Source organism: Streptomyces sp. Tu 3180 (assembly GCF_009852415.1).
Lineage (GTDB): Bacteria > Actinomycetota > Actinomycetes > Streptomycetales > Streptomycetaceae > Streptomyces.
Genome location: NZ_WOXS01000002.1, coordinates 6560916 through 6579081, shown reverse-complemented (window position 1 = coordinate 6579081; position 18166 = coordinate 6560916). Strand labels below are relative to the sequence as shown.

Below are 18166 nucleotides of genomic sequence, written 5' to 3'. Positions count from 1 at the left end.
GCGCTTTCTATCCGGTGGAGAGGCGGGTTCCCGATGGTCCGTACGGGGAGTGCCGGCACGGCGGCCGGGCCGACGCTGGCGGTGGTGGCCCGCGAGGCGGGGGTGTCGGTGCCGACCGCGTCCAAGGTGGTCAACGGCCGGGAGGACGTGGCTCCCGAGACCCGCCGCCGCGTCACCGAGGCACTGGACCGGCTCGGTTACATCAGGCGGCCCCGGTTCGACGGCGGGAGGGCGCCGCGCCTGGTGGACCTCGTGATGCACTCGCTGGAGACCTCCGGGTCGGGCGCGGTCCTGCACGGCGCGGAGGAGGCGGCGCACCGGGCGGGGCTGGAGATCGTCGTCTCGGCGGCGCCGGCGCGGAGCCGTTCCGAGCGCCCGGAGCGGGGCTGGCTGGACCGGCTCGTCCTGCGCGGTTCGCCGGGGGTGCTCTTCCACCTGGCCGAGGTGAGCGAGCCGCAGTGCGCGTGGCTGAAGCAGCACCGCATCCCCTTCGTGATGATCGACCCGGTCCTCGAACCGCCCGCGGGCGTCGTCTCGGTGGGCGCGGCGAACTGGCGGGGCGGGGTGACGGCGACCGAACACCTGCTGTCCCTGGGCCACGAGCGCATCGCGGTGGTCGCCGGGCCCCGGGACACGCTGTGCGGTGACGCGCGCATCGCCGGCTACCGCTCGGCCCTCGCCGCGGCGGGCGTACGGCACCGCGCCGAGTACGTCCGGCACACCGGTTCCGGGGAGACCGCGGCCCGCCGCATGCGCGAGCTCCTCGATCTGCCCGAGCCGCCCACGGCCGTCTTCGTCTGCTCGGACCGCATGGCGCTCGGGGTCTACGAGGCCCTGGCCGAGCGGGGTCTGCGCGTACCGGACGACCTGAGCGTGGTCGGTTTCGACGACCTCCCCGAGGCCCGCTGGCTCGCCCCGCCCCTGACGACGGTGCGCCAGCCGCGCGCCGAGATGGCGGCGACGGCGCTGCACCTGCTGCTGCGCATGATGGACGGCCACCGGCCGGAGAGCACCCGCACCGAACTGTCGACGCGCCTGGTGGAACGCGCGAGCACGGCGCCCCCGGGGTCCCGTCCGGGCGGCCGCGGCTGACGGGGGCAGCGCGCTCCGGCACGGCGACGCCCCGCCGTCCGGCCGGCGGCCGGGTCCCGTCCGGCCGGTGCGGCCCCGTCCGGCACGACGTGACGCAGGTCACTGCAGTGTGCGGCCCGATCTTGGAATGCGCGGCCCGCCGCCCTTGCTCCACTCCTCATGGGCTTGCCCCGTCCTGGGGCGCGCCGGGCAACGGTGCTCAGCGTGACCGGCCACGAGAGCCGGAGACGACCCCGGTCCTCCCCTCCCTCGCACCCTGGCCCGCTGTCTTCGAAAGGTTCCCCCGCACCATGCCACTGGCTCTGCTGGCCCTGGCCGTCGTCGCGTTCGGCATCGGCACGACCGAGTTCGCCACGATGGGGCTGCTGCCCCAGATCGCCGACGGGATCGGCGTCTCCGTGCCGGACGCCGGCAACCTCGTCTCGGCCTACGCGCTCGGCGTCGTCGTCGGCGCCCCCGTGCTGACGGGCATCGGTGCACGGGTGCCCCACAAGCGGCTGCTGCTGCTCCTGACCGGGCTGTTCGTGGTCGGCAACGTCGCGTCCGCGCTCGCCCCCACCTTCGGCCTGCTCTTCGGCGCGCGCTTCCTCGCGGGGCTGCCGCACGGGGCGCTGTTCGGCGTGGGCGCCGTCGTGGCGGCCCGGCTGGTCGCCCCCGACAGGGCCGCACGCGCCGTCTCGAAGATGTTCCTCGGACTCACCGTCGCGAACATCGTCGGCGTCCCGGCCGGCACGGCCCTCGGCCAGCAGCTGGGCTGGCGGTCCGCCTACCTCGCGGTCGCCGTCATCGGTCTGCTCGCCCTCGCCTCGCTGGCCCTCTTCGTCCCCCACCAGCCGCGCGGCCGGCAGTCCGGCATCCGGCACGAGCTGCGGGCGATGGGCAACAGGCAGGTCGCGATCGGCCTGGCCACGGCCGTCGTGGGGTTCGGCGGCTTCTTCGCCGTCTACAGCTACCTGGTGCCCATGCTGACGAAGGTGACGGGCGTCTCCGACTCCTCGACCACCCTGGTCCTCGCGCTCTACGGCGTCGGCATGACGCTCGGCACGCTGATCGCGGGCCCGCTCACGGACCGTGCCCTGCGCCCGACGCTGTACGCGGGGCTCGCCCTGCTCGCCGCCGCGCTGGTGACGTTCTACTTCACCGTCCACAGCACCCTGCCCGCCCTGGTGACGGTCACCTTCATCGGTGCGCTGGGTTCCTTCATCACCACGCCCGTCCAGATGCTGCTCATGGCCAGGGCGAAGGACGCCCCGACGATGGCGGCGGCCTCCAACCACTCCGCCTTCAACCTGGCCAACGCGGGCGGCGCCTGGCTCGGCGGCCTGGCCATCTCGGCGGGCTGGGGCTGGACCTCCCCCGCCCTGGTCGGTGCCGCTCTCGCCCTGGCCGGCTTCGGCCTCGCCCTCACGGGCGGCCTGACGGACCGGGACGGCCGTCGCTCCGAGGTGATCACTTCGTCCGGCACGGACGCCCCGGCGGAGGCCGGACGCGTCACCGGCCTGCCGGAGCGGCACGCCTAGGGTCTGCCGTCCGGATCGGGTCGCGGGGCGTCGGCGGTGACGTGCCGGGCCCCGTTCACGGCATGATCCCGGCAGGCCCTAGGGACGCGGGGCGGCCGCCCAGGTGATCCCGCCGAGCAGGTGGGCGCGGAAGGCGGGGTCGTCGTAGGCCTCGGCGGCGTGCCCGAGGGCGGTGTAGAAGACGCGCCCGGCGCCCTGGCCGCGGCACCAGGCCAGCGGGTGGTCGTCGCCCATGCCGCCCCCCTCGTACGACGACTCGTCGGCGCGGACGAGGACCCGCACGGCGGGGCGCGGGTTGGTCCGGAAGTCGTACCACTCGTCGGTGAACTCCCACACGGGCGGCAGGTGCCGGGTCGCCGGGTGGTCGCGGTCCTCGACGACCGCCCGGCCCGGCTGGTGGGCGGGGTGGCGGTCGAAGCGGGCGCCGAGCAGTTCGCCGTAGTACGGCCAGTCGTCCTCGGTGCAGGCCGCCGCGTGCACGCCGACGAAGCCGCCGCCCCCCTCGACGTACGCGGCGAGCCGGGCGCGTCCCGCAGGGGTGAGCACCTCGCCGCTGGTGGAGAGGAAGACGACGGCGGCGTAGGGGTCGAGGGGCCGCTCCAGGACCGCCGGGTCCTCCGTGTGGTCGGCCTCGAACTCCCCCAGCGTCCGCACGGCGGCGACGGCGGCCGGGATGGAGGCGTGGCGGTATGCGGTGGTGCGTGTGTAGAGAAGCAGTCGGGGCGCCATGACGTCCGACCCTAGACCGTGCCCCGCGGGGCGGTGGCTCCGCGGTCCCCGGCCCTCCACCGGTCCCGCGGGATCCGGCAGGTACGGGGGCGGGCGGATCCGCTCGCCATAGGCACTTCATAGATGTCTCCGGGATCATGTGCCGGCATCGACTGAGCGGATCTGTGACGGACGAGGGAGGCGGCTATGAGCGGCACGACGCCCCGAGGCGGGGAGGGTCGCGACAGCGACCGGGTGCTGGCGGAGCTGGAGGAGGAGATCACGTCCTGGCTGGAGCAGGGCGGGATGAACCTGATGACGGTGCTGAACGGCCAGGGCGCGGCCGACGAGGTGAACGCCAGGAGCACGATCCGGGGCCTCCTGGAGAAGGACGGCTTCGGCCGGACCGAGACCGTCGGCCGGGCCCCGGGGCTGCCGGACCGCAGGGGCGTCGGCTCCGACCTGAACTGGAGCAACGTGGTCGCCACCTACATCGACTACCTGAGCAGCTCCCTGCTGCCGTACACCGGCGACGGGGGCTCCACGATGTCGTTCGGCTTCGACGAGGGGCACGCGGGAGGGTGCGGCTGACCGCGTTCCGTCAGTGGGCGTGGTCGTGCTCGAGGGCGAAGAGGCGCACCAGCGGCCTGAGGCGGTAGCGCGGCGGGGTCGGGCCGGACACCTCCAGCAGGCGGGCACCCGCCAGCCTCTCCAGGGCGTCCTCGGCCTCCTGTTCCGGACAGCCGAGGATGTGCGCCGCCTCCTGCGCGGTGAAGACGCCGGGGCCGGCGGACGCCAGGACCACCAGGGCCCTGCGCACCGGCCCGGTCAGCCTGCGGCGGGCCGAGGACAGCGCCGCCCGGACGTCGAGGTCGCCCGCCCGCAGCTCGTCGAGCCTGCGGTCCTCCGGTTCGAGCCGGTCGGCCGCTGCCGCGAGCCGCCGGTGCGGGTGCGCGGCCAGCCGGGCCGCCACGATCCGCAGGGCGAGCGGCAGCCGGTCGCACAGCTCGACCAGGCGGGCGGCGGCGTCGGGCTCCTCCCCGACGCGTTCGGCCCCCAGGATCGCGCTCAGCATCCCGAGGCCCTCCCCGCCGCCCATCGGGCCGAGGGTGACCGGACGCGCCCCCGGCAGGGTGGCGAAGGAGTCCCGGCCGGTGATCAGCGTGCGGCAGCCGCCCGCCCCGGGCAGCAGCGGGCGGACCTGGCGGTCGTCGGCGGCGTTGTCCAGGAGCACCAGCATCCGGCGGTCGGCGAGCAGACTGCGGTAGAGCTGGCCGCGCTCCTCCGGGGAGGCCGGAAGGCTGTGCTCCGCGACGCCCACGGCCCGCAGGAACCCGCCGAGCACCTCGGCGGGCGAGCGGGGGCGTCCGGACTGCCCGGCCAGGTCGGCGTGGAGCTGGCCGTCCGGGAAGTCCCGCCGCGACCGGTGCGCGGCGCGCACGGCCAGGGCCGACTTGCCGGTGCCCGCGGCGCCCGTCACCACGGTGTGGGAGGGTTCCGCCCGCCGCAGGGCGTCCTCGACGGCGTCCAGCTCCGGGCGGCGGCCGGTGAAGTCCGCGACGTCGGCGGGCAGCATCGCGGGCACGACGCCGCTCCAGGCGCCGCGGTCACGCACCCGTGCCGACGGAGGGCGGGGCCCGCCGTCCGGCGGGACGAGCGCCGCCCCGGCGACCGCCACCGCGCGCGCGGCCGGCGTCGAGCGGGCGCCGGCCAGCACGGACCGCCGGACGTCCCGCAGGTCCGGGCCCGGCTCCACCCCCAGCTCGTCGCCGAGGACCCGCCGGCCGTGCTCGTACACCGCGAGGGCCTCCGCCTGCCGCCCGCACCGGTGCAGCGCGGTCATGAGCTGCCCGAGCAGCCGCTCGCGCAGGGGGTGCTCCCGCACGAGCCGCATCAGCCGCGGGACCGCCGCGGCGTGGCGCCCCAGCGCCAGCTCGGCCTCGATCGCGTCCTCCCGCGCGGACAGGAGTGCCTCGTCCAGGAAGGGCCGTTCTTGTTCCCTGAGGTGGACGGTGACGTTGGAGAGCACCGGCCCGCGCCGCAGCGCGAGCGCCTGCCCGAGGTGGTCGGCGGCCGCGGCGTGGTGGCCCGCCGTCAGCGCCGCCCGGCCGTGGGCCACCAGGCTCTCGAAGGCCGTCCGGTCGAGGAAGGCGGCGCGGGTGTCCAGCCGGTAGGCGCGGGCGTGGCGCTCCAGGCGCACGTGGGTGTGCAGCCGCTTCCTGAGATGGGAGACGTACGTGTAGAGCTGGGCCGTCGCGGTGGCGGGCGGCTCGTCCCCCCACAGCAGGGCCTTGAGCCGGTCGTCGGAGAGCGGCCGGCCCCCGGCGAGCAGCAGTGCCGCGAGGACCGTGCGCTGCTTCGTGCCGCCGAGGGGCACCGCCCGCCCGCCGGTCTCGGCCTCGACCGGCCCGAGCACGCGGAACGCGAACGGGCCGGCGCCGTGCGCACCCGCCGGTCCGTGGTGGACCGGGGGCCCGGCGGCCGGGCGCGGCTGCGCGCAGGGGCGCACGGCCGGCGGCGCGGCGGGCTGGGCAGCGGACGGCACGGCGGACCGGCGGACGGCGCCCGCTCCCACGGGGCCGGGTCGCGCGGAGCGGTCGCGCACGGTGTCGCTGTACCCGGGCATGTTCGTTCTCCAGTAGGTGGTTCAGCCCACGCGGTGGGCCACGAAGTCGCAGAGCCGCTCCAGGGCCCCGCGTGCCGGGGTCCCGGGCAGGGCCGCGAGGGCGGTACGGGCCAGTTCCAGGCGCTCGTCCCTCAGGGCTCCGGCCCCGGCGAACGCGGCGGAGTCCCGCAGGAGTTCCAGTGCCCGGCGGTGCGGGGGCGTCCCGGCGGCCGGTCCGGCGGCGATCAGGGCGCGCAGCTCCCCGTCGCCCGGGGCGTCACCGGCCAGGGCCAGCAGCACGGGGAGGCTGAGCACCCCGGCCCCCACGTCCATGCCCGGCTCCTTGCCCGTCGCGCGGGCGGTCGACCCGACGTCGAGGAGGTCGTCGGAGATCTGGAAGGCGAGGCCCAGTTGCTCGCCGTACTCGGCGAGGGCGTCGGCGTGCTCCCCGGGCGCGCCGGCCTGCAGGGCGCCGAGCCGCAGCGCCAGGGCGAACAGGGACGCGGACTTGCCCGAGATCACCTGGAAGTAGTGGTCCAGGGGGGCCACCCCGGGGCCCGGCCCGAGCAGTTCCAGGCTCTGGCCGCGCACCAGCCGGCCCGCCGCCGCCGCGTTCGCCCGCACCGCCTCGAGCCCGAGCCCGCAGGCCGTCCGGGAGGCCTGGGCGAGGAGCCAGTCCCCGGCGAAGACCGCGCGCCGCTCCCCCCAGCGGGCGTTGGCGCTGGCCGCCCCGTGCCGGGTGCCGGCCCCGTCGATGACGTCGTCGTGGTACAGGGAGGAGGCGTGGACGAGTTCGGCCAGGACGGCCGCGTCGACGACGCCCTCGCGCCCCGCCTCCCCGAACTCCGCCCCCAGCAGGACCAGCAGGGGCCGCAGCCGCTTTCCGCCGGTGGCCACGACGTGCCCGACGAGCTCGGCGACCCGGGGATCGGCGGTACGGGCGGTGCGCTCCCGAAGGCACCGCTCGACGCTCCGCAGACGCTCGGTCAGCCGGTCCCGCAGCGCCGGGTCGCCGGCGGCGAGTTCGGACAGGAGGGAACCGCGCTCCGGGGCGCTCAACACGTTCATCCGGGCTCCTGGGTGACGGGACACGGGGACTCCCCCGGCCGCGGGCACCACGGGCGGCCGCCTCGGGTGGCCCGCCCCTGACGGCCGGCCGCCCTCCCGCCGCCGCGGCAGGGCCCGGACGGTACGCGCGGCGGGCCGGGAGAGGGACGGTGTCCGCGGCGGATCGCGCTGCGGACACCGTGGCTGTCGCACCGGGTCGCGCTGCGGACGTCACGACTGTCACACCGGGCCCGGAGCGCGGACAACGGTCCTGGCAGGTTCTTGCCGCGTTGGCCGCGAGCCGTCGGCGGCGGCGCGCCCCGCGGCCAGACTGCGGAGGACCGGCGCCCCCCGTGTGCGGGCCCCGGTGTCCCCCGGCCCAGGAAGCACGAAGGAGCACCATGTTCGGACGGATAGGGCGGTTCGCCGTCGACCGGCCCTGGCTGACGATCACCGCCTGGGTCATCGCGACCGTCGCCGCGGTCGCGCTCGCCCCCCAGCTGAAGAGCACCAACGACCAGGCGGACTTCCTGCCGTCCCACTACGAGTCGGTGCGCGCCACGGAGCTGCAGCAGCGCGCGTTCCCGGCGGCGGAGCAGCCCAGCGCCGTCGCGGTGTTCCAGCGCGCCGACCGGGGCAGGCTCTCGCCGGCCGACCTGGCGGAGGTGACCCGGATCGCCGGGGCCCTGCAGGCCGAGGGCTACGACAAGGTGAAGTCGGTCCTGACGGGCCCCGAGGCGGTCTCGCCCAACGGCAAGGTGGCGCTGGCGAGCGTCTTCGCCACCACGGAGGACCACTACGACCGGGAGCTCTTCGAGTCGGTGAGGCAGCTCCGGGCGGACGCCCGGCCGTTGCTCGCGGGCACCGGCCTGAGCATGGGGGTGACCGGGCCGACCGCCAGCGGCCTGGACAACCTCGAGTCCTCCGGCGACACCGACGCCATGATCATGATGGCGACCCTGGTGCTGATCGTGGTGCTGCTGCTCCTGATCTTCCGCAGTCCGCTCGTCGCGCTGCTGCCGGTGCTGCTGATCCTCCTGGTGTTCGTCGTGGCCACCGGCCTGATCGCCACCGCCGCCGAACTCGGCGGGCTCCAGGCCGACAGCTCGGTCTCCGCCATCCTCATCGTGGTGCTGTTCGGCGTCGGCACCGACTACATCCTGTTCCTGCTCTTCCGCTACCGCGAGCTCCTGCGGGAGGGCCGGGCGCCCAGGGAGGCCATGACCGGCGCGGTGGCCCGGGTCGGCGAGACCATCGCCTCCGCGGCCGGCGCGGTCGTCGTCGCCTTCCTCGCCCTGGCGCTCTCCACCATGGGCATGCTGCGTGCCATGGGCCCGTCGCTGGCCATCGCCGTCGCCGTCACCCTGCTGGCCTCCCTGACCCTCGTACCGGCCGTCTTCTCGCTGCTGGGCGCCAAGGCGTTCTGGCCCTCCAAGGCGTGGAGGAAGCAGTCCGGGAGCGTCCTCGCCGACCGGCTCGGCGGCCTCGTCTCCCGGCGGCCCCGCCTGCTCGCGGGCCTCTCCGGCGGTCTGCTGGCCGTCATGAGCGTGGCCGCCCTCGGCTTCAGCGCCGAGTTCGACAGCGAGAGTTCGCTGCCGCGGGACCTGGAGTCCGTCCAGGCCTCCAGGGACCTCAGGCTCGGCTTCTCCGCCGGGCAGACCGACCCCTCCCTGGTGCTCGTCACCACCGGGGACGGCTCCCGGCTCGACCCGGCCGGCCTGGAGGCGTTCCGCAAGGAGCTCTCCGCGGTCGAGGGCGTCGGCGACGTCTCCCCGGCCGTGCTCGGCACCACCGGGGACGCGGCGCAGTTCAGCGTCGTACTGGACTTCCGCCCCGCCGAGGAGGCGGCGATCGACCTGGTCTCCGGAGAGCTGCGCGACACCGCGCACCGAGCGGCGCCCGAGGGCACCGAGGCGCTCGTCGGCGGCACCAGCGCCGTGCTCGCGGACATCCGCACCGCCGTCGACCGCGACTACTCGCTGGTCTTCCCGGTCGCCGGCGTCGCCATCATGGTGATCCTCGGGCTCCTGCTGCGCAGCGCCGTCGCGCCCTGGTACCTGATCGCGGCCGTGGGCCTCGGCTTCGGCGCCACCCTCGGCGCGGCCGTCCTGGTCTTCCAGCAGATCAAGGGCGAGAACGGGCTGATGTTCGCGCTGCCCGTGTTCGTCTACCTCTTCGTGGTGGCGATCGGCACGGACTACAACATCCTGATGGTGGCCCGCCTGCGCGAGGAGATCGCCCGGGGCCGGACCCGGCAGGAGGCCGTCCGGATCGCCGTGGCCCGGTCGGCGCCCACCATCGGGGCCGCCGCCGTCATCCTGGCCGGTACGTTCGGCGTCCTGGTGCTGGCCGCCAACAGCATGCTCCAGCAGCTGGGCTTCGCGGTGTCGTTCGGCATCCTGATCACCGCCTTCGTGATGGCGCTCGTCCTGGTGCCGGCGGTCACCTCGCTGCTCGGCGAACGGGCCTGGTGGCCGTCCGGCGACCGTCCGGGACCGGCGGACGGCGACGGCGCCGAGCCGGCACCCGAGCCGGCGCCCGAGCCGGCCACGGCGTGACCTCGTCACGGTGACCGCGTTCGTCGTCGTCCTGACCGCCGTGGGCACCATCGCCCTCGGCCTGGTCGTCCTCGGTGCCGGGGCGCGCAGGCTGCTCGGTCTCCGGATCGGCGTGCTGCGCTCCCTGCTCACCGGGTGCACCGGCCTGCTCACCACCGGACTGGTGAGTTCCGCGATGGGGCCCGCCGCGGCGGGCACCGTGCTGGCGACCGTCCCGGTGGGCTGCGCCCTGCTGGCCGCCATGACGTTCCTGGCCCTGTCCGAGGCGGTGGTGCCCAGCGGGTCGGTCGGCGGCATCGTCCGCTGGCCCCGGGCCGTGAGGCGCCGGGTGGCGCGCACCCAGCGCTTCACGGAGCTCAGCCGGATCGCCCTCCGGCACGGGCTGGGCCGGCTCCCTCGGCTGTCCGGCCTGACCGGCCCGGCGACCGGCGCGGCGCGGGCGGAGCACGCCCGCGCCCTCCGGCTGGCCCTGGAGGAGGCGGGCACCACCTTCGTCAAGCTCGGCCAGGTGCTCTCCACCCGCTACGACCTGCTGCCCGCCGAGTTCATCGAGGAACTGGGCCTGCTCCAGTGCGCGGTGGCCGCGGAGCCCTGGGAGGGCATCGAGCAGGTGCTCACCGAGGAGCTGGGAGCCCCGCCGGGCGAGGTGTTCGCCGCGTTCGACACCGTGCCGGTGGCGGCCGGCTCCGTCGCCCAGGTGCACCGGGCGCGGCTGCGGGACGGCCGGGCGGTCGCCGTCAAGGTGCAGCGCCCCCGGGCCCGCCAGGTGGTGGAACGCGATCTGGACATCCTCCTGCGGGTCGCCCGCAGGACCGGCGAGCGCACCGCGTGGGGCCGCTCCATCGGGGTCACCGGCCTGGTCCTGGGCTTCGCCGCCTCCCTCAGGGAGGAACTCGACTTCCGCACCGAGGCCCGCAACACCCGGGAGATGGCCGCCGCCCGGGAGGCCGACTCCGCACAGCACCCGCCGGAGGGCACCGCCCCGCTCCCGGCCGTGCGGATCCCCGCCGTCCACGACGCCCTGACCACCTCCCGCGTCCTGGTGGTGGACTGGCTGGACGGGGTGCCGCTCGACAAGGCCGCCGAGGCCGCCGACGCACGCGGACACGACCGGACGGCGCTCGCCGGAGCCCTGCTGGACTGCTTCCTCGCGCAGATCATGACCGACGGCGTCTTCCACGCCGATCCGCATCCGGGCAACATCCTGCTGCTGGACGACGGGCGGCTGGGACTGCTCGACTTCGGATGCGCCGGGCGCATCGACCGGGTGCTCCGTTCCGCGCTGCGCGACCTGCTGGTCGCGATCCACCGCAACGACCAGCAGGCCCTGTGCGACGCGCTGCTGGAGCTGGTGGAGCACCGGCCGGAACCGGCCGACGAGAACCGGCTGGCCCGCGAACTGGGCCGGTTCATGGCCCGGCACCTGGTTCCGGGGACCCGGCCGGACCGGGAGATGTTCGCCGCGCTGTTCCTGCTGGTGACCAGGTACGGGCTGGTCGTGCCCGGTGAGATCGCCGCCGTGTTCCGTTCCCTGTCGACGCTGGAGGCGTCCCTGGACCGGCTGGTCCCCGGCTACGACATCATCGCCGAGGCCCGCCGGTTCGCGGCCTCCCAGGTCCGGCGGAAGCTGGCACCGGGGAGCCTCGGACGGTCCGCCGCGGGCGAGTTGCTCGCGCTGCTGCCGGTGCTGCGCCGGCTGCCGCGCCGGGTGGACCGCATCACGGAGGCCCTGGAGCAGGGACGGCTGAGCGTGAACGTCCGGGTGCTGGCCGACGAACGCGACCGGGACTTCGTCCGGGGCGTCGTCCACGACGTGCTGCTGGCCTTCAGCGGCGGCGCGGCCGGGGTGGTCGGGGTGATGCTGCTGCGGACGCCCGGCGGGCCGGAGATCACCCCGTCGGCAGGACTGTTCGAGGTGCTCGGGTGCAATCTGCTGCTCGTCGCCTCGGTGCTGACGCTGCGCGTCCTGTTCTCGCTCTCCCGGGGCCGCCGCTGACGCCCGGTCACCGGCGCCGTCCGTGCGCGCCGGAGGGCCGCCGGTACGGCCGCACACGCGGTTCGCCCGGCCGGGGGAACCCGGCCGGGCGAACCGCGTGGACCACCCCGCGGGCGCGGGCCCTCCGTGGTGCGGGGGTCCTCAGCGGGCCGTCGCCGTGCTGTAGGCGCGGCCGGACAGCGGGATGACCACGGCGAGGATGCCGCCGATCAGGAGCAGCGACATCGCGACGGGGTGCTCGGCCGGCAGTCCCGTGCCGACGCCCACCGTGGGGTTGCCGAAGAGCTGCCGGCAGGCGGTGACCACCATGCTGACCGGGTTCCACTCGGCGACGACCCGCAGCCAGGCCGGCAGCCCGTCCGGCGGGACGAACGCGTTGGACAGGAACACCAGCGGCATCATCGCCATGAACGCCAGGGCGTTGACCGATTCGGTGCTGCGCAGCGCCAGACCGAGCAGCGCGCCGAGCCACGACATGGCGAAACCGAGCAGGAGCAGCAGCCCGAACGCCGCGAGGGCCTTGGGCAGCCCGTTGTGGATGCGCCAGCCGATGAGCCAGCCGACGCCCGCCATCAGCACGCACGACCAGGCGGCGAGCGCCATGTCCGCGGTGGTACGGCCGATCAGCACCGCGGAGCGGGAGATCGGCAGCGAACGGAAGCGGTCCACCAGGCCGTTGCCCAGGTCCCCGACGACGCCGAGGGCCGTCTGGGAGATGTTGGCCATCATCACCTGGATGAAGATGCCGGCCATGATGTACTCCTGGTAGCTGCCGCCCTCCACCTTCATGGCGCTGCCGAAGAGCATGCCGAAGATCAGCACGAAGGCGATCGGCATGATGGTGACGCTGATCAGCTGCTCGGGTATGCGGTAGATGTGCCGGAAGTGACGGCCCACCAGGGCCCGTACGTCACTCAGTGTCTCGGTCACGCCGATTCCTTCTCCTTGGCCGTCTGGCCGGTCAGCGTCATGAAGACGTCGTCGAGCGAAGGACGCCGGACGGCGAACTCCGCCACTTCGATGCCGAGTTCCTCCACCGCCGCGGCCGCGGCGGCGACCCCGGCCATGCCGTCGGGCAGCGGCACCGACACGGTGCGGCCGTCCTCGGAGACGGCCGGGGTGGCCGCGAGCCGGGCGCCGATCGCGGCGACCACCCGGGGGGTGTTCCCGGCGGCGAGCGCGGAGACCTCGAGGCGCTCGGTGCCGACCTTCTGCTTCAGCTGGTCGGCGGTGCCGTCGGCGATGACCCTGCCGGAGTCGATCACCACGATGCGGTCGGCGAGCTGGTCGGCCTCCTCCAGGTACTGGGTGGTCAGCAGGACGGTGACGCCCTTGGCCACCTGCTCGCGGATCATCCCCCACAGGACGACCCGGCTGCTGGGGTCGAGTCCGGTGGTCGGCTCGTCGAGGAAGAGGACCGGCGGGTCGACCATCAGGCTGGCCGCCAGGTCCAGCCGCCTGCGCATGCCGCCGGAGTACGTCCGCACCACCCGGCCGGCGGCGTCGGAGAGTTCGAACCGCTCCAGCAGTTCGTCCGCCTTCCGGTGCGACCGGCGCTTGCCCAGGTGCAGCAGGGTGCCGATGAGCCGCAGGTTCTCGCGGCCGGTGAGCCGTTCGTCGAGGGCCGCGTACTGGCCGGTGAGGCCGATCCGGCGGCGTACCTCCTTGGGCTGCTTCACGGCGTCGAAGCCGGCGACCGTCGCCCGGCCCTCCTCGGGCCGGAGCAGGGTGGCCAGGATGCGGACGGTGGTGGTCTTGCCCGCACCGTTGGGGCCGAGCAGTCCGAGGACCGTCCCCTCGGGCACGGAGAGGGACACCCCGCTCAGCGCCTCGTGTCCCTTGTAGCTCTTGCGGAGGCCCTCGGCCTCGATGGCGTTCGTCACGGGTTCACCTCGGTGGTTGACGGGGCCCGCCGGGTCCGCTCGTCCGGCCGCGGGACGCCGGTCCCGGGGGCGGACGGTCGGCGGCGCAGATGGAGGGCGGCGAGTGCCAGCGACGCGCCCCAGACGAAGAACACGGGATACCAGTAGAAGTTCCAGGGGCCGAAGGAGGCGGCCACCTCCGGGCTGGGCTCCACCCGGCCCACGGCGACGAAGAACCGCAGGTAGCCGTAGCCGAGGCCCCACAGCGCGAGCCCGGTGCCGCCGGTCAGGGCCGCCCCGACGCGCAGCCACCGGGGGAAGAGGTCCCCCCAGGGCCGGAAGAGGGCGGTGGTCGCGAGGGCGGCGAGCGCGGCGGCCGCCCCCATGCCCCAGAAGGCGATCATGCGCTGCCAGGCCACGTCCGGCACCGACTCGGGGGTGTCGGGGTAGGCGAACATGACGCCCATCCCCCACCACAGGTGCGGCAGGGCGTAGGCGAGCCCGGCGAACACCGCGCAGTGGCCGACGGCCCGCTCCCACCGGGAGACCGGGACCGCGGACGCCGGGCCGGCATCCACTCGTGCCTTCGACATCAGATTCCTTTTCCTTCTCTTCGGGACCCGGGGGCTCTTCGGGCCCCGGGGGCGAAGCGGGCGGCCCTCAGCTCCACCGGGCGAGTCCTTCGCGGTCCGCCTCGAAGCGGACGGGCAGGCTCTCCAGACCGCTGAGGAAGTTGGAGAACACCGGCTTCACCGGGCCGTTGGGCTCGACGCGGTCCACCACGGTCCGCAGCCCGTCGAGCATGGCGTTGATCTCGACGCGGCCGAGGAAGGCACCGAGGCAGAAGTGCGGCCCGTAGCCGAACGACACGTGCTTGTTGGGGGTGCGCGCCAGGTCGAACGTGTCCGGGGCGTCGAAGACGGCCTCGTCCCGGTTGGCGGAGGTGTTCCACAGGGTGACGATGTCGTCGGCGGCGATCCGCTGCCCCCCGACCTCGACGTCCCGCAGCGCCCGGCGGCCGAAGTGCATGCCGGGGGTCGTCCAGCGCAGCACCTCCTCCACGGCGCTCTCCACCGTCACCTCGCCCCGCTTCAGGGCGTTCCACTGCTCCGGGTGGCGCATCAGCGCCCGCACCCCGCCGATCATCGACAGCCGGCTGGTCTCGTCGCCGCCGATGATCAGGCTGTAGCAGTTCAGGACGATCTCGTCCTCGTCCAGCGGCTTCCCGTCGATCCGGCCGGTGGCCAGCACGCTGATGACGTCGTCGACCGGGTTCCTCCTGCGCTCCTCGGCCAGCTCGCCGAAGTACAGCAGGATCTCGTTGCGGGCGAGCCAGGAGTCCTCGGCGCTGGTGTCCGCCGTGCTGGAGCTGAGCGCCTCCTTGTTGAGGCCGAGCAGGAAGGCGCGGTCCGACTCGGGGACGCCCAGCAGGTCGCAGATGGTGGCGATCGGGATGTGCTCGGCGACGTCCCGCGCGAAGTCCGCCTCGCCCCGTTCCACCGCGTCCTTGAGGAGCGTGCGGGTGCGCTGCACGACCTGCTCCGAGATGTGCCGCAGGGCGCGCGGCGAGAACGACTTGAGCATCAGCTTGCGGATCGCCGCGTGCCGCGGGCCGTCGGTGACCGCGAGCATCTTGCCGGCCGCCGAGTCACTGCCGTGCAACAGCGTGACCAGCAGGTTCCCCCGCTCGGAGGTGAAGTTGTCGTCGTCCTTGTACACCTTCATGACGTCGTCGTACCGGGACAGGACCCAGAACTCGGGTCCGGCCGCGGTCGCCGGGTGGCGGTGCACCGGGCGCTCGCTGCGGAACCGGCGCCACATGGCGTGGACGTCGGTCGTCTGATAGGTCCCGGGGTCGGTCAGGTCGAAGCTGTCGAGCTCACGGTCCTCGACGTCGGCTCCGCCCGGTGCCGTCGCGGTGGCGCTGGTCATAGGGGCTTGCTCCAAGTGGGTGCGCTGTGGCGGGTCGTCGGTACGGTGGTGCTCCGGTGGTTCACCGGAGCTCGCGCAGCTGCGCTGCGAGTGCCCTGCCGATCTCGCCGATGGGACCCGGCCGGGTCAGCTCGTTGTGCCCGCAGTCGACGACCTGGATGTCGACCCGCCCCTCCACGAAGGGCTGCCACGCCGCGGCCATCGCCTGCGGGGAGGCGTGGTCCCGGCCTGCGACGGTCAGCATGACATCGCCACGGACGACGCCCAGTAGACCAGGGCTGTAGGGGTGGATGATGCTCCTCGACATGTTGGTGCCAACACGGGCGAGCGCGCCGATATGACGCTTTTCCAGTCCGGCCAGTGCGCTGTCCCCCGCCCGCAGGACCTCCATCACCCGCTCGTACTCCAGCGGTTCGGCCGGGTCCCGGTCCGCCGACCGGCCGCTGAGGTCCAGCAGCGTGGCCAGCACGTCCTGCTCGTCGTACGCGAGGCCCGCGTGCTCCTCGGCGGGGATGTCCGGGTCGGTGTCCAGCACGGCCAGCACACCGACCTGCTCGCCGGCCTCCTGGAGCCGGGTGGCGATCATGTGCGCGAGGATCCCGCCGAGGGACCAGCCCACCAGGTGGTAGGGGCCGGACGGCTGGACGCCGCGGATCCGGTCGAGGTAGTCGTCGGCCATCTCCTGGATGGAGGAGGGCAGTTCCTCGTCGCGGGCGAGCCCCCGGGCCTGGAGCGCGTAGATCGGGTGGTCGGCCGGGATGTGCCGCAGCAGGCCCGAGTAGCCCCAGCCGATGCCGGCCCCGGGGTGCAGGCAGAACACGCCCGGCTTCGAGCCGCCGGGCCGCAGGGGCAGCAGCACGTCGAACGGGTCGTGGTCGGAGCCGGCGGTGAGTTCGGCGGCCAGCGCGGCCACGGTCGGGTTCTCCAGCAGGCTGCGCACCGAGAGGCGCACGCCGAACGCGGCCCGCGCCCGGCTGATCACCCGGGTCGCGAGCAGCGAGTGCCCGCCGAGGTCGAAGAAGTTGTCGTCGACGCCGACCCGGGGCAGCGAGAGCACCTCGGCGAACAGACCGCAGAGCACCTCCTCCTCGGGAGTGCGGGGAGCGCCGCTGCCCAGGGACCCGGTGAACTCGGGGTCGGGCAGCGCCTTGCGGTCCAGCTTCCCGTTCGGCATCAGCGGGACCTCGTCCAGCCGTACGAACGCGGAGGGCACCATGTACTCGGGGAGCGTGCCGGCCAGGCCGTCCCGCAGCACGGCCGGCTCCAGCGGGCCGGCCGGTCCCCGCGGGTCCGCCGGGACGACGTAGGCCACGATCATCCGGTCGCCGCCGGCGTCCTCCCGCACCACCGCCACCGCCCGGCCCACACCGGGGAGCGCGGCGAGCGCCGACTCGATCTCGCCGGGTTCGACGCGGAAGCCGCGGATCTTCACCTGGTCGTCGGCGCGGCCGAGGTACTCCAGGGTGCCGTCCTCGGTCCAGCGCACCAGGTCCCCGGTGCGGTACATCCGCTCGCCGGGCCCGCCGTACGGGCAGGCGGTGAACCGTTCGGCGGTCAGCGCCGCACGGCCCAGGTAGCCGCGGGCCAGGCCGTCCCCGGCCACGTACAGCTCGCCCGGTACGCCGACGGGCACGGGGCGCAGCGTGTCGCCCAGCACGTAGACCCGGGTGCCGCGGACCGGCCGGCCGATGGGCGGGGTGCCCCCGCCCGCGGCCAGGGGCTCGCTGAGCGTCGCCGCCACGGTGGATTCGGTGGGGCCGTAGGCGTTGACCATGCGGCGGCCGGGCGCCCAGCGGTCCACGAGTTCGGCGCCGGTGGCGTCGCCGCCGACGACCAGGGAGCGGAAGTCGGGCAGCCCTTCCACGGGCACGGTGGCGAGCGCCGCCGGCGGCACCAGGGCATGGGTCACCCGCTGCTCGCGCAGCACCTCGGCGAGGGCCTCGTCGCCGAGCGGGCCGGGCGGGGGCACCACGAGCGCGGCTCCGGCCGGCAGCGCGGAGCACAGTTCCAGCACCGAGGCGTCGAAGCTCGGCGAGGCGAACTGCAGCACCCGGGCGGTGCCGTCCACGGCGAACCCCTCGGCCACCGCGGCGGAGAACGCCGCGAGCCCGGTGTGCTGCACCAGCACGCCCTTGGGCCTGCCGGTGGAGCCGGAGGTGTGGATGACGTACGCGGGATGCGCGGGCAGCAGCGCGGCGGTGCGGTCGGAGTCGGTCAGGTCGTGGGCCGGGAGCCGGGCGAGCTCCCCGGTGACGGCCGGGTCGTCCAGCCGCAGCACCGCGAGCCCGGCCGGCAGCGTGCCCTCCGGCACGGTGACGTCACCGGCGGTGACGGCGAGTGCCGGAGCCGCGTCGTCGAGCATGAACGCGATGCGCTCGGCCGGGTAGGACGGGTCCACCGGCAGGTAGGCGGCTCCGGACTTGAGCACCGCGAGCTGTGCCACCACGATGTCCACCGACCGGGGCAGCAGCAGGGCGACGATCCTCTCCGGCCCGGCCCCGCGCGCGGCCAGCAGCCGGGCGAGCCGGTTGGCCCGCTCGTTCAGTTCGGCGTAGCCGAGCAGGACCCCCGGCGCGACGACGGCGTCGGCGTCCGGGGTGCTGCGGACCCGCTCCTCGAAGAGGTCGGGGAAGGTGCGGGGCCGCGGGCCGTCGCCGCCGCGGCCCCACTCGCCGACGAGCCGCCGGTGCTCGTCGCCGGAGACGACGTCCAGCCGGCCGACGGCCTGCTCCGGATCCTCGACCACGGCCCGCAGCAGCGCCTCGATGCGCCCGCCCATCAGCCGCACGGTCTCCTCGGAGAACAGGTCGGGCCGGTAGCTCAGCCGCAGGTGCAGCCGGGGGCCG

13 protein-coding genes (1 of these 13 running past the window's edge) are annotated in these 18166 nt (G+C 74.8%); 5 read left to right on the top strand and 8 right to left on the bottom strand.

Annotation, left to right across the window (positions count from 1 at the left end; translation table 11 throughout):
- Window positions 1-33 precede the first annotated feature (33 nt).
- Together GL259_RS30225 and GL259_RS30220 are read left to right on the top strand one after the other, a co-directional pair.
- A complete protein-coding gene (locus GL259_RS30225) occupies window positions 34-1092 on the top strand; it encodes a substrate-binding domain-containing protein (RefSeq protein ID WP_159536444.1) in 1059 nt (352 codons plus the stop codon).
- 290 nt (window positions 1093-1382) lie between these two features.
- The gene (locus GL259_RS30220) at window positions 1383-2612 is read left to right on the top strand and encodes an MFS transporter (protein WP_159536443.1); all 1230 of its coding nucleotides are present in this window, start codon (window positions 1383-1385) and stop codon (window positions 2610-2612) included.
- A gap of 78 nt (window positions 2613-2690) precedes the next feature.
- On the opposite strand, the gene GL259_RS30215 is transcribed toward GL259_RS30220, so the two are convergent.
- Window positions 2691-3341, bottom strand: a complete 651-nt coding sequence (locus GL259_RS30215; RefSeq protein WP_159536442.1) for a ThuA domain-containing protein — start codon at window positions 3339-3341, stop codon at window positions 2691-2693.
- 186 nt (window positions 3342-3527) lie between these two features.
- On the opposite strand from GL259_RS30215, the gene GL259_RS30210 reads away from it, so the two are divergent.
- A complete protein-coding gene (locus GL259_RS30210) occupies window positions 3528-3911 on the top strand; it encodes a hypothetical protein (RefSeq protein ID WP_159536441.1) in 384 nt (127 codons plus the stop codon).
- 10 nt (window positions 3912-3921) lie between these two features.
- Here GL259_RS30210 and GL259_RS30205 read toward each other — a convergent pair whose 3' ends face one another.
- A complete protein-coding gene (locus tag GL259_RS30205; RefSeq protein ID WP_159536440.1) occupies window positions 3922-5946 on the bottom strand; it encodes a transcriptional regulator in 2025 nt (674 codons plus the stop codon).
- 21 nt (window positions 5947-5967) lie between these two features.
- Window positions 5968-6993 (bottom strand): polyprenyl synthetase family protein, encoded by a 1026-nt coding sequence (locus tag GL259_RS30200; protein ID WP_159536439.1) that lies wholly within the window; start codon window positions 6991-6993, stop codon window positions 5968-5970.
- Between the two features lie 380 nt (window positions 6994-7373).
- Here GL259_RS30200 and GL259_RS30195 point away from each other — a divergent pair, with 380 nt between their 5' ends.
- Both GL259_RS30195 and GL259_RS30190 read left to right on the top strand, forming a co-directional pair.
- The gene (locus GL259_RS30195) at window positions 7374-9530 is read left to right on the top strand and encodes an MMPL family transporter (RefSeq protein ID WP_159536438.1); all 2157 of its coding nucleotides are present in this window, start codon (window positions 7374-7376) and stop codon (window positions 9528-9530) included.
- A gap of 10 nt (window positions 9531-9540) precedes the next feature.
- On the top strand, window positions 9541-11526 hold the full coding sequence (locus GL259_RS30190; RefSeq protein WP_159536437.1) for an AarF/UbiB family protein: 1986 nt from the start codon (window positions 9541-9543) through the stop codon (window positions 11524-11526).
- 141 nt (window positions 11527-11667) lie between these two features.
- Here GL259_RS30190 and GL259_RS30185 read toward each other — a convergent pair whose 3' ends face one another.
- The 5 genes from GL259_RS30185 to GL259_RS30165 all read right to left on the bottom strand — a co-directional run.
- Window positions 11668-12456, bottom strand: coding sequence for an ABC transporter permease (locus tag GL259_RS30185; protein WP_159536436.1), 789 nt, complete (start codon window positions 12454-12456; stop codon window positions 11668-11670).
- Window positions 12453-13409, bottom strand: a complete 957-nt coding sequence (locus tag GL259_RS30180; RefSeq protein ID WP_159536435.1) for an ATP-binding cassette domain-containing protein — start codon at window positions 13407-13409, stop codon at window positions 12453-12455. The genes GL259_RS30185 and GL259_RS30180 overlap by 4 nt, the downstream gene beginning before the upstream one ends.
- Window positions 13406-13981, bottom strand: coding sequence for a DUF3995 domain-containing protein (locus GL259_RS30175; protein WP_159536434.1), 576 nt, complete (start codon window positions 13979-13981; stop codon window positions 13406-13408). The genes GL259_RS30180 and GL259_RS30175 overlap by 4 nt, the downstream gene beginning before the upstream one ends.
- Before the next feature lie 67 nt (window positions 13982-14048).
- Complete coding sequence (locus GL259_RS30170) at window positions 14049-15320, bottom strand: cytochrome P450 (protein WP_159536433.1); 1272 nt, start codon at window positions 15318-15320, stop codon at window positions 14049-14051.
- A gap of 61 nt (window positions 15321-15381) precedes the next feature.
- On the bottom strand, window positions 15382-18166 hold the 3' portion of the coding sequence (locus tag GL259_RS30165) for a non-ribosomal peptide synthetase (RefSeq protein WP_159536432.1). Its footprint extends 1187 nt past the window's final position; only the last 2785 of its 3972 coding nucleotides appear in the window; its start codon lies beyond the right edge, outside the window; it ends in the stop codon at window positions 15382-15384.